Origin of the sequence: Bradyrhizobium sp. LHD-71 (genome assembly GCF_031157255.1) — a bacterium.
Taxonomy (GTDB): Bacteria; Pseudomonadota; Alphaproteobacteria; order Rhizobiales; family Xanthobacteraceae; genus P52-10.
On the sequence record NZ_JAVIFX010000002.1, the window covers coordinates 38,457 to 51,577 of the forward strand.

10 protein-coding genes are annotated in these 13,121 nt (G+C 62.0%); 6 read left to right on the plus strand and 4 right to left on the minus strand.

Annotated features, from left to right (window positions below):
- The first annotated feature begins 6 nt into the window (after positions 1–6).
- The gene (locus tag RCO31_RS01535) at positions 7–171 is read left to right on the plus strand and encodes a hypothetical protein (RefSeq protein WP_308966423.1); all 165 of its coding nucleotides are present in this window, start codon (positions 7–9) and stop codon (positions 169–171) included.
- Between the two features lie 1,468 nt (positions 172–1,639).
- Here RCO31_RS01535 and RCO31_RS01540 read toward each other — a convergent pair.
- Positions 1,640–2,686, minus strand: a complete 1,047-nt coding sequence (locus tag RCO31_RS01540) for an endo-1,4-beta-xylanase (protein WP_308966424.1) — start codon at positions 2,684–2,686, stop codon at positions 1,640–1,642.
- A 423-nt stretch (positions 2,687–3,109) separates the two neighbouring features.
- Here RCO31_RS01540 and RCO31_RS01545 point away from each other — a divergent pair, with 423 nt between their 5' ends.
- Positions 3,110–4,453 (plus strand): hypothetical protein, encoded by a 1,344-nt coding sequence (locus tag RCO31_RS01545; protein WP_308966425.1) that lies wholly within the window; start codon positions 3,110–3,112, stop codon positions 4,451–4,453.
- Between the two features lie 288 nt (positions 4,454–4,741).
- Here RCO31_RS01545 and RCO31_RS01550 read toward each other — a convergent pair whose 3' ends face one another.
- From RCO31_RS01550 to RCO31_RS01560, 3 genes are all read right to left on the minus strand, one after another.
- Complete coding sequence (locus RCO31_RS01550; protein ID WP_308966427.1) at positions 4,742–5,437, minus strand: porin family protein; 696 nt, start codon at positions 5,435–5,437, stop codon at positions 4,742–4,744.
- 239 nt (positions 5,438–5,676) lie between these two features.
- Positions 5,677–6,096: a CBS domain-containing protein gene (locus RCO31_RS01555; RefSeq protein WP_308966428.1), complete on the minus strand. Its 420-nt coding sequence runs from the start codon at positions 6,094–6,096 to the stop codon at positions 5,677–5,679.
- A gap of 164 nt (positions 6,097–6,260) precedes the next feature.
- Complete coding sequence (locus RCO31_RS01560) at positions 6,261–7,247, minus strand: nitronate monooxygenase (protein ID WP_308966430.1); 987 nt, start codon at positions 7,245–7,247, stop codon at positions 6,261–6,263.
- Between the two features lie 199 nt (positions 7,248–7,446).
- On the opposite strand from RCO31_RS01560, the gene RCO31_RS01565 reads away from it, so the two are divergent.
- From RCO31_RS01565 to RCO31_RS01580, 4 genes are all read left to right on the plus strand, one after another.
- A complete protein-coding gene (locus tag RCO31_RS01565; protein ID WP_308966431.1) occupies positions 7,447–8,217 on the plus strand; it encodes a gamma-glutamyl-gamma-aminobutyrate hydrolase family protein in 771 nt (256 codons plus the stop codon).
- Positions 8,218–8,288: 71 nt separating this feature from the next.
- On the plus strand, positions 8,289–10,235 hold the full coding sequence (locus tag RCO31_RS01570; protein ID WP_308966432.1) for an acyltransferase family protein: 1,947 nt from the start codon (positions 8,289–8,291) through the stop codon (positions 10,233–10,235).
- An 85-nt stretch (positions 10,236–10,320) separates the two neighbouring features.
- Positions 10,321–12,003: an MFS transporter gene (locus tag RCO31_RS01575; protein ID WP_308966433.1), complete on the plus strand. Its 1,683-nt coding sequence runs from the start codon at positions 10,321–10,323 to the stop codon at positions 12,001–12,003.
- A gap of 100 nt (positions 12,004–12,103) precedes the next feature.
- Positions 12,104–13,090: an NAD(P)-dependent oxidoreductase gene (locus RCO31_RS01580; protein WP_308966434.1), complete on the plus strand. Its 987-nt coding sequence runs from the start codon at positions 12,104–12,106 to the stop codon at positions 13,088–13,090.
- Positions 13,091–13,121 lie beyond the last annotated feature (31 nt).

Sequence of the window (13,121 nt, forward strand, 5' to 3'; positions counted from 1 at the left end):
ACGCAAATGGCTAATTCGCTGGCGCAAACGGCCCGCGACGGAGTACGACGCGTATCCGACCCGTACCCCGATCACGACCATTTGGTTGAGCGTTACGGCCCTGCCTTTCAGGCAGCACTGGCGAAGGTGATTCCCGATAACAAGGAAAAGCGCGGAGAGGTCAGTAGCTGATTCCGGGTCTTGGGGCCTGCCGATCAGTCGCTAAAACCATTGCCAATACGGGCTCAAGCTGCGCTTCGATCTGCCGCGCCTCTTGATGCAATGTCGTCACCAGATTGTCCCGACGCGGAAGATCGAGACGGGACGTCATGCTGGTGAGGTGCAGGTGAGTGCGTCAGGCGCGATCGCGCAGCGCAGGCTCTCGCGTATCGGGAAAATCCAATCTAGGACAGGTGCGGTGGTAAGACCGGCGACAAGCTCATCACCCGCTACAACAATGCGGTCTGGAAGCGCTGAGCGACCCGCTCGCCGGCCCTATCGCTACGCCAGCCAACTCGCGTCCAGATTAGACGCAGATCCTACGCCTGAAGCAGGACAGGCCGAGCTGGGGGCTCCGAAGATCAGAGAGAGGCTCACACGGTTCTATCCGGACGTGCACGCTACCCTCCATAGAGTTGGCCCTTGGTCATCAGCGCACGGCTCTGCGAGATCGGCATCTCCCGAAAAATATGACCAGTCCGCTGCTCCTCGGAAGTGAGGTAGCCGCTCAAAATAGAGACACCGAGCTGGGAGCGTTTTAGAAGCACTCCGAGTGCGCCAATGAAAATCCTTACAGCGCAACGGATTAGCTGAACGGGCTGCAGAACGTCCTGCTCTCACCGGGCAAAGCTGGTCTCATGATCGGAAAGTTTGATCAGCACGCAGTACGGATGCCCTCACCGAGCTGATTGCAGCGACCGAGGCTGGTGAACTCGACGGTGTGCTGGCAACGGCAGCGGCGGCTCGCAAGAGACTGGTGCGGATGTACGCAACAAACGCAGCCCTCGCTAATCCCAGTTAGCAGTGCTGATAAAGAGAAGGCGGCGCCCCAAAGGGACACCGCCAGGAGTTCCACATACTTTCTTTCGAAAGCTCGGCAACGATGAACGATTTAGCGCCAACCGCAAGTCAGTGTTTTAGATAAGGTTGCGAAAACCTTGCAATTGATGGTTACGATTGCCCCAGTGTTACAAAGTGAACAAAATTTTCGGTTCCGCAGGAACGACGGTCGCCTCCTAGGACTCATATTTCATATCGTTGTGTTGCTAGCCTGGGAGGGGTTCGCGCGATGGAGAACACCACGCTTGCTGAAAACGCCTTGTTGGCCGCGATCCTTCTAGGAACAGTGACGATGATCAGTGGGCTACTGATGCTCTAGGCTGCACCGGTATCACTGAAGCCGCCATCTCGCCTCACGATATTCCCGGTCAACCTCCGCTCGACATCGCCATCCGCACCTGCGCCATGCGAAGCATGCGGAGGTCTAGCTTTCGAGTGCGATAGCCCAGAGTGGCGGACGCACTGATTGCGCCAGGTCCGCGCACCGAACGACTTTAAATCCCCGCTCAGGATAAGGCGTACTGGTTTCAGGCCGATGAAAAAGCCCCGACCAGAAGCCGGGAGCTTCGTTTCGGGCGCCTCTCTCCCGTAACTGCCCATCTCATCGCCGCGCGCGCGGCCGCGCCGAGATGAGCGCCCGCTCGATTTCCCGGGCAAAGGCCTTCTGCTGACAGCAGTCGTCGAACGGCAGCGGGCGCGGATTTGAGTTGTAGAGCCACGAGTACTTGTCGATGAGTTGCCATGTTATCACTGTCGTCACGTTCGGAAACGACAGCACGTCATCGAGGTACGAGCCCACGAAACTCGCGACAGCAGCATCCACCGTCGCCGGATCAGTACCAGCCGGAAGGCCCTGACCGCTGTCACCCACGTGTGCGACATCCAGTTCGGATATGTGCACCTCGAGGCCCCGTTTGTGCAACTCATTCAGCAGCCACATGATGCCCTCATGCGTCACCATCGCCCACATGATCAGGTGACTTTCGAGCCCGACGCCGTGGATGGGGACGCCGGCGTCGAGCAACCGGTCAATCAACGCAAGAAATTTGACGCGCGCCTTTTCGTTGTTGAATTTCTCAAGCGACTGCTCATTCATGAACAACTTCGCGTGCGGATCGGCGGCATGCGCGCGGACGAAGGCGCGCGCGACGTAGTCAGGTCCCCAAACCTTCATCCAGAGTTTTGCGCGCATCCCGTCGTCACGACCGTGCGCGAGCTCGATGGGTTCGTTGACCACGTCCCAGATGTGAATGCGCCCGGAAAAACGCTCGATCGTTTCCGTGATGTGCTGATCGAATACGCGTTTCGCTTCGTCGACGGTCATAGGCGATGTCAACTCGCCGAAATCGGGCGCAGTCTTGCTGTCGGTCCAGAGCCATGTCGGGTTGAACTCGTTCCAGACCAGTGGATGGCCCTTGACCTTGATGTTTGCGGCCTCCGCCCAGGCGATCATGTTGTCCGCTTGCGTCCAATCATATGAGGGTCCCGACGGGCAGACGGTATTCCACTTCAGCGCAATGTCCGTGGTGATGATTCCGCAATGCTGCTTCACAAGCGCGCAAAGCTCGGGCTCGGTGATCGTCCGGGGACCGGCGGCAGCTCCGAACGTCAGACCTCTGGTTTGCGCGGTTGCATGCAGACTGTTCATCGGCAGTTTCTCCAGACAAGAAGCCCCCGCGCCAAGTCGTATTGGGCGATGATTCCTTCCGTGTTGTCGATCTCTTGAGATGACGCGAGGCGCGCTTTGCCACATGCCTGCATCCCATGCGGCGAATGCGGGTCACAAGATCATCATCTATCAGCACAAGCACACCCTTGCCGCGCTGGCCGCGCTTTCGCAACAACGGTTGCACGTGTGGCGCACTTGGCATTTGCGGGATTGAGACTGGCGCGTGGATCCTTGCACCGGTTACGTCAGTCCGGTGTCGCGGAACGTCCCGCGCTCCCGTGATGTTCGCCGCGGCGACCGCGCCTACACCTCATCGTAACTGGACATCGCCTTTCCCGTTGCGCCATCGAGGTTGGCGGCGTTGACGTGCTGATGACGGAAAACGGACCATGAGCAATCCGTTTGTCGGGAATCGAGCGCGTATCAGCAACGACCAGGCCCGACCGCCCTGCTCGGCGGTCTGGTACGTGCGGGGCAAGAGCCGTTGCCATCGTTAAGCTTTTCCGTAACCTCCTTCGTTTGGATGATGCTGACCGACGGCCGGACGTACAGCGTGGCGACATCGCGAATTGGAGTGCGAGTGCCATGAGCAAGCTGACGGCCGACACCGAAACCTTCTACCTGAAGCCTGGAATGACGCTGTCTACAGGGGTCAATTACGAGATCGACGACGCCTTCACCGTGCTGTGGCGGCGCTTCGTGGGTCAGCCATGGACGAAAGAGAATCTCGTTGAAGACGCCACGACGGCCGCAGAAGCAGCAGAGCTCGAACGCGAAGGCCGGCGGCTCACGCCTCTGATGAAGCCGGGAGACGTGTTGCAGTATGGCCTGCTGCCGCAGGAGCTTGATCCGAATAATTCCGGAATGAGCCTCGGGCGCTTCCGCCCCCTCATCACGATCTTCGCTCTGCTCGAGCAACCCGGTCCCAGTGACCTGATCTTGCCGCTCGAGGTTTCCGACAGACTATGGCTTCCGGATCGTGGCTCGTTGTTGACCGGAGGAACCTTTCACGACGCGCGCCTCCTCACGCGCCGGCCGGCGCACCTGGTCATGAAGGTTGGACGGGACGCTCCCGTGCAAGGCCCATTCGGATCGATCGACATTGCATCGCCCGTCGTTACTGTTTCCGGCTTCATCGGGACAGCGCATGGGCTCACCGCTCAGCCCCTCATACCCGGCACCCGCTATCATGTCGTCGTTCGGGCAAGCGATGCGCAGGGAAGCTGGCAGAACCTGCACTACGAGATCACAACCAAACGCCGCAAGGTCGAGGTTCAATTTGATCGGCTCGTCGTTCATGACGACAGCGATTCGATCGGGATCGAAGATACCGGCGAAGCCAGATTCTGGTTCAAGGTGCACAACGGCCCGGAGGTGAAGGAATTTCACCTCGGCGAGATCGAAATAGATGACAGCAATGATCCATCGAATAGCAAAAAGATCTTCGACCTCAATTTCAAGCACACGATCGGTCCGGAGGCCCTCAATGGAGAGGGCAAAGGTGTGGGTGTCAGCACCGAAGGAAGGGAGTATGATCGGTTCGAGGTGCTGTTCACGCTCTTCTACTCGACCGATGACGCTCACTACTGGCATCCCGGGCGGCCGGACCTGAAGACGAAGTACATCAACTTTCCAACCGGGCTGCAGGAAGAAGTGCCGTTTCAAAGCGAGGGTATGACGGCCGGACCGACAGATGGAGAGTTACACTACGCCGTTGTCTGGCACTGGTCCGTTACGTATGAGTGAGCCTTGAACAGGCACGAGGAGCCATCTCCCTCGACCAGAGACAAGACGCTCCACCACGTAATCGCACCCCACGCATCAGTTGCTTTTCCGCGCCAACCGCAAAGGCAAAGGCCTGGAGCAGGTCCGCTATCAATCGCGAGACGACTGTCTGGATCATGAGGCCAGCCCCATTACGCCTGAGCAGACAGACATGAATCGTTGGAGGTTACTCAGATAGCGTCGCCTTGTCCCATGGCGCAAAAAAAGCCCCGCCGAAGCGGGGCTTTGGGATCTCGACAGTCCGCTCGATCAGAAGCGGTAGTTCACACCAACTTTCCCGGTGTGCAGCGTCACACCAAGGTCGACGCCGGTCGGCAGCAGCGCGCTGGTGAGGTAGTTCGCGTCGCCAAGATCGACGTACATGTATTCGCCCTTGAGCGACCAGTTCGGCAGGAACATCCATTCCACGCCTGCGCCGACCGTCCAGCCGTGATGCGTCTGGCTCTCGGACAAGGTAACACCGACGCTCGATGCCGAGATTTCGTTGATACCCCAGGCGTAACCGCCCTTGGCGTAAAGCAGCACGGAGTTGAACGCGACACCCAGACGGCCGGTGACGCTGCCCAGAGCCTCGATGCGATCTTCAGCCGTGACGCCAAAGCCGAAGTTTTCGCTGTAGCTGATGTCGGACCAGGCCGCATCCACTTCGATACCGAAGACGAACTGGCTGCCCGGCGCCTGCCAGTTGTAGCCGATCGTGCCACCGACGAAGCCGCCGTCGAGATCGCTCGAGCTGACCGACACGCCCCCCACGCCCGGAATGGACGCGCTGACCTCATCCGATACGCCATATCCGCCCATGGCACCCGCGTAGAAGCCGGACCAGTTGATGGCGGGAGAAACGACCGGAGGAGCCTTGAGCGGCATGCGGGCCGAGAGATCGGCTGCCGATGCCGTCGTTCCGAAGACAGCGAGCGCGGCAGCGGCAAGAACTAGTTTCTTCATTTCTTTTGAAAACCCCCAAGTTACCTAGGGGCCGATACATCTACTGCGCGACTGTGAATCGCAACGCCAGAGCCCACCTTGTGGAAACGATCATCGGCACGCGGTGCATTTTTGCAACACCACAGCACCGGCGGACCATTAGCTCCGGCACGACGGACCCCGCGCCGCGTGCGCTACCGCGGCTTCGGCCCGAAACATTGGCTCAAGACGCTGCGCGCCGGCGAACAGCCTCACCGTCGTCAGTGGTGCGCCGACACCGTCTTGACGCACCCAGCCAGCAGATCATTGGGGGCAAAGGTGCCAACGTCGCCCAGGCTGATCATGCCGACCATCCGCTTGCTCTTGTTGATCACCGGCAACCGCCGGACCTTCAACTGCTCCATATGATGCACGGCCTTTGCGAGGTCGTCGTCCTCCCGACAACAATGGATGCCTTCGGTCATCACGTCGCGCGCAGTCGCGCGGGCGGCGTCGAACTGCCCGTCGGCGACTCCCTTACAGACGATATCGCGGTCGGTGACCATCCCAACCAGCTTGTCGTCCTCGCCGATCGGGACGCAGCCGATATCGTGCGCTCGCATCAGTTTTGCGATTTCGCTAATCGGGGTGTCCGGGCTGACCCAGTCGACGCCCCTGTGCATCGCGTCTTTGACTTTCATGGCGGACCTCCGTTGCTGGATGCATTGCAACATCTCCCCCGCCTTCCTTGACTATACAACAGCCCGCGCACGACGGCACGAGTGTCGGACGGTCGAAAAAAAGGGGCGCGGCCCGTTGCCCGGGGAGGCTTCGACGGCGCCGATAAGCCCTGTCCCGGAACCCGCTATGCGGATCGCACCGGCCTCTGCTGCCCCTGCCGAATTTGCGGCCGGAGCGCCGCAAGCCGGTCAATCTCACGCCAGAAGCCTGTGACCGTATCGTCGATGATCTGGCGCACTGCTTTGACCTCGTGGATCAGACCGGCGCTTTCGCCCGCCGAGCCGGACGTGTTGTCCACGTCGCCGTTGACATAAAGCAGGTCGAGCGTCGCCCTGCCCTGGTGGCGCTCGCGGGTCCCCTCCTTGACGCCCTCCGCATAGGACGTGCGCAAACCGCGCGAGCGTGCGCGCGGTGGATTGTCGGTCAGGATCGTGCCGGTGATCGGCGCATTCACAATCGCGTTCTTGTAGTTCTGGTGCACGGGGCTTTCGAGCGAGGCGACGAAGCGCGTACCCATGGTGACGCCCTCGGCGCCGAGCGCGAAGGCCGCCGCCATGCCCCGGCCATCGACAATGCCGCCAGCCGCAACGATCGGCACATCGACAGCTTCCCGCACTGCCTGCAGCAGCGCGAACGAATGCACCTCGTCCGGGTTGCGCAGTCCGGCGCTCTCCGCGCCCTCGACGATCAGCCCGTCGACACCCGCGTCCACGGCCTTCTGCGCGCCTCGCAAGGTTGCGGTGGCGTGGTAGACAATCACGCCCGCGTCTTTCAATAGCTTGGCGTAGCGCGTCGGATCGCCTGCCGAGGTGGTGACGAAGTGGATGCCCTGTGCGAGCAGCCAGTCGATGATCTTCTTTTCCTCGTTCTGGTTGGCCTGCAGGTAGCGCACCGGCAGGTTCACGCCGAACGGCTGGTTGGTCGCAGCGCGGATGGCGGAAAATTCGCGGGTGGTCACGGACAGGTCGGCGATCGAGTTTTCCAGCAGGCCCATGCCGCCCGCCGCCGAGACGGCCGACACCAGGGGCGAACGTGCAATCCAGGTCATCGGCGACTGGAAAATCGGGTAGCGGGAGCGCGTATGCGCAACGACGCGATTACCTTCGAACATGACTGTCCCCCTGCTCCGCCTCTTTTTTCGCCGCCAGTTAAGTCTGGTTAAGCCAGCCGTTCAATATGCTCGGAAAGGCGAGAGATGCATATGAGGGGTCCGAACCAAGCAGTCCTGTGGATATTGATCCCGCCGCAACGCCCGGGCATGATTGGCGAATATACTGATTTGAGTGCCCGCTGCAGGACCAAGGCTGACGATGAGAAAACCCGTTGTCGGGGTGATCGGCAACGCCCAGCGCGTCGAGAACCGGTTCACGACCCAGATGGTCGGTGAGCGCAACCTCCGCGCCGTCGCTGAAGTCGCCGGCGCGCTGCCCCTGATGTTTGCGGGCTCGCCCGAAATCACGGATATCGGCGCGCTTCTGGACGTGGTCGACGGCGTGTTGCTGACCGGGGCCCGCGCCAACGTGCACCCCACCCATTTCGGCCTCGAACCGGACCCGAAGCACGAACCCTATGACGAGCATCGCGACGGCGTCGCGCTCGAGCTGGCGAAAGCCTGCGTCGCCCGCGGCGTGCCCGTTTTCGGTATCTGTCGCGGCCTGCAGGAGATGAATGTCGCCTTCGGCGGCTCGCTGCACCCGGAGATCCGCGAGCTGCCCGGCCGCATGAACCACCGGATGCCGCGGCTGGAGACGGGTGAGATCCATCCCGACCCCCTGGTCATCTTCGCCGACCGTCACGACGTCACCCTGACACCCGGCGGCACGTTTTCCCGGCTGCTCGGATGCGAAAAGATCCGGGTCAACTCTCTGCACGGCCAGGGCATCCTCGAGCCTGGCAAGCGGGTGGTGATCGAAGGAATTGCTGAGGACGGCACGATCGAGGCCATTCGCATCGCGGAAGCAGCTGGCTTCGCGCTCGGCGTTCAATGGCACGCCGAATACGATCCGCAGAAGAACCCGATCAACCGCAAGCTGTTCGAGGCGTTCGGCGAGGCGCTCGTGGCACATAAGCGGGCCGCCTAGATCATACTCTCGCCCTGAGCCTCGCCTACTTCAAATCCCTTTCCCACGATGCTGACGGTGGCGCCACGCCCATGATATCTTGCGCGCAGCGCTCCCCCGCCTACCGTCCCGACATCGATGGCCTGCGCGCAATCGCGGTGCTGCTGGTTGTCGGCTTCCATGCGTTTCCGAACGCCGTGCCCGGCGGCTTCATCGGCGTCGACGTCTTTTTCGTGATTTCCGGCTTTCTGATCTCGGGCCTGATCGCTCAGCAGCTCGAGGCGGGAACGTTCAGCCTGCCGGTCTTCTACGGCCGACGGGCACGACGAATATTCCCTGCGCTGGTTCTCGTGCTGCTCGTCTGCCTTGCTGCGGGTTTCCTCCTGCTGCTGCCGGCCGACTACCGCAATCTGGGTGCAGACGCGGCCTGGTCCGCGGCATTCGTCGCCAACATCGCACTGTTCTTCCAGGCCGGGTACTTCGATGCTGCGGCCGAGACGAAGCCGCTCCTGCATCTGTGGTCGCTCGGCATCGAGGAGCAGTTCTACATCATCTGGCCGCTGCTATTGATGCTGACCGCGCGACGACGCTGGATGTGGCGCGCCGCCGTTGTGGTGTTGCTCCTTTCATTCGCCTGCAATATCGCGCTGTCAGCCGCCGATCGGACGGCAGCCTTCTATTTGCCTGCATCGCGCGCCTGGGAATTGGCGGCTGGCGCCCTGCTCGCCCTCATGCCCCGGCGCCCGCACCCTTTCGCGATCCAAAATGCCGCAGCATGGACCGGCCTCGGCCTGCTCGTGGCCGCCGTTATGCTGATCGATCCCGACAGCCTTTTTCCAGGTTGGTGGGCGCTGATGCCGGTTGCGGGTACAGCCCTGCTGATCTTCGCGGGTCCCACCGCCCACATCAACAGGCTGCTGCTCAAGCATCCCGCGCTCGTCTACATCGGCCTCATCAGCTATCCGCTGTACCTGTGGCACTGGCCCTTGCTGGTGTTCACGCGCATAGCGCGTTTCGGCGCCGAGCCGACGATCATCATGAAGCTCGCCCTTGTCGGCGCCTCTTTTGTGTTCGCGCATCTGACCTGGCGGTGGATCGAACGCCCGTTCCGCACTGGCCATCCGTCGCTCCTGCAGCCGATCGGCGCATCGGCGGGTCTTGCGGCAGCGGCCTGTCTGGCTGTGCTGGTCTGGAGCCAGGCAGGCATTCCGGGCCGCTTCGATAATCACGTCCAGAAACTGGCGAAAGATTTCCAGACCGAGGCCAACCAGGCCTATCGCACCAACACGTGCTTCCTGACAGAGACGCAGGCGCCTTCCGCTTTTTCCGATGCCTGCGTCAGCGCGACACCGTCCGCGCCGCGGCTTGTCCTGCTGTGGGGCGACTCCTATGCCGCGCATCTGTTTCCAGGACTAGCCGCCCTGCAGCGCACGAAGAACTTTGATCTTGCGGAATATACGGCGTCCGGTTGTCCGCCGATCCTGGGATTCACCAGCACGCAACGAACCAATTGCGATGCGGTGAACACGTTCGTGATGAAACGGATCGAAACGTTAAAGCCGCATACCGTGATCCTTGCAGGGCGGTGGAATCTCTATGACGGACATCGCGGTTGGGGCGCCATGGACCGATCCGCAATCGACGCGACGCGCGCAAAGCTCGCGGCAAGCGGTGTGCAGCGAATCGTCGTGGTCGGGCAGTTCCCAGCCTGGTCACTCGCGCCCTCGCGCATTCTGATCCGCAACCACCAGCTTGGCCTGCTCACGCGCGAAGCCAAAGCTTCCACGCCGCTTGCGGACTACGAGACCAAGTACCTCGACCAGAAGGCTTTCGCTGCCGACGATTTTGTCAGGCAATCCTGGATGGCGTCGAACGTGACGTTCATTTCGCCGCGGACAACGCTTTGCAATTCTGCCGGTTGCCGGCTGACATCTCCCGGTACGCCGCCGCAACCGATCGCCTGGGATCATGGCCATCTTACCGTCGCAGGTTCAGTTTATTTCGTGACGGCCAATGCGGAGCAACTGCTCGGCCCCTGACGTCGCCGTCAGCGCCTGCGAGAAAAGGCGCAGGTGTCGCGTCTGGCGTTGACCTTCCCGCTGCGAACGTTCACGGTCCTCGTGCATGATCAAAACTTCTCTTGCCGGCATCGCCACACCGGACAGCATCGTGGCGCCGCTGCGCTTCTCCGTGTTCCGCCGCATCTGGGTCGCGGGCCTCCTGTCAAATCTCGGCCTGTTGATCCAGGGCGTCGGCGCGGCCTGGGCGATGACGCTGATGACGTCGTCTGCCGACATGGTGGCGCTGGTGCAGACGGCCGCGCTGATGCCGACATTGCTGATCTCGATCGCGGCAGGCGCCATCGCCGACATGCACGACCGGCGGATCGTCGCGCTGGTCGGGCTTACGATCTCGCTGATGTCCGCGGCGACGCTGTCCGTGCTCGCCTCTATCGGCCTGCTTTCGCCCTACATCCTGCTCGGCTTCTCGTTCCTGATCGGCACCGGCATGGCGTTGTTCCAGCCTGCCTGGCAGGCCTCGGTCAACGAACAGGTGCCGCCGGAGACGTTGCCGCAGGCGGTGGCGCTGAACGGTATCAGCTTCAACATTGCGCGCAGTTTCGGCCCTGCCATCGGCGGCGTTATCGTGGCTGCTGCCGGCGCAATGGCGTCGTTCGTCGTCAACGCGCTGCTCTACATTCCGTTGATTGTCGTGCTGCTGTTGTGGAAGCGAACCGTCGAGCCGCCTCGCCTGCCACCGGAGCGGCTTACCCGCGCGATCGTCTCCGGTGTCCGCTATATCGTCCATTCGCCAAATCTGCGCACCATTCTAAGCCGGACGCTGCTGTTCGGCATGATCGGCAGTGCGGTGCCGGCGCTGATGCCGCTGCTCGCGCGCGACCTGCTTGGCGGCGGCGCCCGGCTTTACGGCATCATGCTCGGCGCGTTCGGTCTGGGCGCGGTGATTGGCGCCTTGAACATCTCAACCGTGCGGCGGACATTTGCCGCCGAAACCGCTGTGCGAATCTGCTCGTTCATCATGGGCGCGTCCGTCATCGTCACTGCGCTGAGCCCATGGTCCATCCTGACCGCCTGCGCGCTCGTGATCGCCGGCGCCGTCTGGATGCTCGCGATCGCCCTGTGCAACATCGGCGTACAGTTATCCGCTCCGCGTTGGGTTGCCGGTCGCGCGCTTGCTGCATTTCAGGCGTCGATCGCCGGCGGGGTCGCGCTTGGAAGCTGGATCTGGGGCCACGTCGCTGACGGTGCAGGCGTCGGCGAGACCCTGCTGCTATCCGGTGGGGTGATGCTGGCCTCGCCGCTGATCGGCTTCTGGCTGACGATGCCGACGGTCGGCACTCCGAGCGACGATGCCGAGGCGCTCGCCGATCCGGAGGTCCACCTGGCGCTCACGGCGCGCAGCGGCCCGGTGGTGATCGAGATCGAATACCGGGTCGATCAAGCGCGCGCGCGCGAATTTCACAACTTGATGCAGCAGGTGCAGCTGTCACGTCAGCGCAACGGAGCTTACAATTGGTCGATCGCCCGTGACATCGCCGACCCTGAACTATGGACCGAGCGATACCAATGCCCGACCTGGCTGGATTATTTGCGCCAACGCAACCGGCCGACGCAATCCGAACGCGCGCTGACCCAGAGCGCCCAGGAATTTCACTTAGGGCCCGAACCGGTGCGCATCCGCCGCATGCTGGAGCGCCCATTCGGATCTGTGCGCTGGAAGGACGAGACGCCGGACCGCGCGGCGAAAGACGTGCCGATCCAGGCCGACCCGACCAGTACGGCCTAGGCCAGGCTGCGCGGCTGGTGCCTGCGCGGCGGTTGCGCTAAGCTTTCCGGCCATCAATCGCGCCGATCCGGCGCCATAACCCATCGCAGAGAGCATCTTCGTGCAGCTTCTTCTTGGAAAAACCGCGCTCGCGCGGATCGAGCCGCGCCTCAAGGCGCTCGCCCCCGACCTCGAACTCACGCTCATCACGCCGGCGGGCACGTTCGAACGCAACGGCAAGGAGATCTCTGCCGATCAGGTCGACCCGGACATCGTCTGGATCGCGTCTGACGCCATGCGCGAGGGACACCTTCAGAACTTCCTTGATTGCGTCGTCAACAGCAAGAAGACCAAGTGGATGCAGTCGTTCCTTGCGGGCCTCGACCATCCAGCATTCAAGCAGATCATCGCCAAAGGCATCCGCCTGTCGAAAAGCAGCGCCCAGGCAATATCGATCGCCGAATACGTCACGACGCACGCCTTCAGCCTGATCGTGCCGATCGACGCGCAGCGCGCCGCGCAAGGCAAGAAAGAATGGACGCGTACGGCCTTTCGTGAAATCAACGAGACTCGCTGGACCGTCGTCGGCTTCGGCGCCATCGGTCCGGAGATCGCCAAGCGCGTGAAGGCCTATGGCGTGCATCTCACCGTCGTGCGGCGGCAGTCGGACGATCGCGGGCTTGCGGACGCTGTCATTCCGCTTTCGGACATCAGCAAGGTTCTGCCCGAGACCGACGTCGTCGTTCTTGCCTGCGCGCTGAACGATGAGACCCGGTATCTCGCCAACGAGGCCTTCTTTGCGAAGCTGAAGAAGGGCGCAATCCTGATCAACATCGGCCGCGGCGCCCTGATTGATTCCGAGGCGCTGAAGCGCGGCCTCGAGCGCGGCCAGCCTGGCCATGCGGTGCTCGACGTGTTCGAGCAGGAGCCGCTGCCGGCAGACAACTGGATGTGGAGCCATCCGAACATCCGTGTCAGCGCCCACACCTCCCCGTTCGGATCGGGCACGGTCCGCCGCGGCGATGAGCTGTTTCTGGAAAACCTGAGGCGCTATCTCGCGGGCGAGCAGGTGCTGAACGAAGCTTCGAAGGCGGAAGTTGGGCTCTAGCCGTCATTGCGAGGCATAGCCGTTCGAAGAA

Excerpts from the sequence above, each read along its gene's own strand:
- RCO31_RS01535 (WP_308966423.1), top strand. The coding sequence starts at position 7 with ATGGCTAATTCGCTGGCGCAAACGGCCCGCGACGGAGTACGACGCGTA.
- RCO31_RS01540 (WP_308966424.1), bottom strand. The coding sequence starts at position 2,686 with ATGAACAGTCTGCATGCAACCGCGCAAACCAGAGGTCTGACGTTCGGA.
- RCO31_RS01550 (WP_308966427.1), bottom strand. The coding sequence starts at position 5,437 with ATGAAGAAACTAGTTCTTGCCGCTGCCGCGCTCGCTGTCTTCGGAACG.
- RCO31_RS01555 (WP_308966428.1), bottom strand. The coding sequence starts at position 6,096 with ATGAAAGTCAAAGACGCGATGCACAGGGGCGTCGACTGGGTCAGCCCG.
- RCO31_RS01560 (WP_308966430.1), bottom strand. The coding sequence starts at position 7,247 with ATGTTCGAAGGTAATCGCGTCGTTGCGCATACGCGCTCCCGCTACCCG.
- RCO31_RS01565 (WP_308966431.1), top strand. The coding sequence starts at position 7,447 with ATGAGAAAACCCGTTGTCGGGGTGATCGGCAACGCCCAGCGCGTCGAG.
- RCO31_RS01570 (WP_308966432.1), top strand. The coding sequence starts at position 8,289 with ATGATATCTTGCGCGCAGCGCTCCCCCGCCTACCGTCCCGACATCGAT.
- RCO31_RS01575 (WP_308966433.1), top strand. The coding sequence starts at position 10,321 with ATGATCAAAACTTCTCTTGCCGGCATCGCCACACCGGACAGCATCGTG.